Origin of the sequence: Staphylococcus cornubiensis, from assembly GCF_900183575.1 — a bacterium.
GTDB lineage: Bacteria > Bacillota > Bacilli > Staphylococcales > Staphylococcaceae > Staphylococcus > Staphylococcus cornubiensis.
On record NZ_FXUZ01000110.1, the window covers coordinates 1 to 352 of the forward strand.

The 352-nt window shown below is 40.6% G+C and carries 1 tRNA gene; it reads left to right on the top strand.

Annotation, left to right across the window (positions count from 1 at the left end):
* Positions 1-146 precede the first annotated feature (146 nt).
* Positions 147-223, top strand: a tRNA-Ile gene (locus CCE82_RS12785).
* Positions 224-352: the final 129 nt, after the last annotated feature.

Consider the following 352-nt stretch of genomic DNA (forward strand, 5'->3'; position numbering starts at 1 on the left):
CAAGGTAGCCGTATCGGAAGGTGCGGCTGGATCACCTCCTTTCTAAGGATAATATACGGAATATCACCATCAGGTGATAAGCGGATTAACGTGACATATTGTATTCAGTTTTGAATGCTCATTCATTGAGGATTCAAAATTCAAATGGGCCTATAGCTCAGCTGGTTAGAGCGCACGCCTGATAAGCGTGAGGTCGGTGGTTCGAGTCCACTTAGGCCCACCATTTGAAATTGTACATTGAAAACTAGATAAGTAAGTATAGATTTTACCAAGCAAAACCGAGTGACAAGCGTTTAAAAGCTTGAAACAAAAAATTATCGCTAGTCGTCAAATGACGACTCACATAATTAAT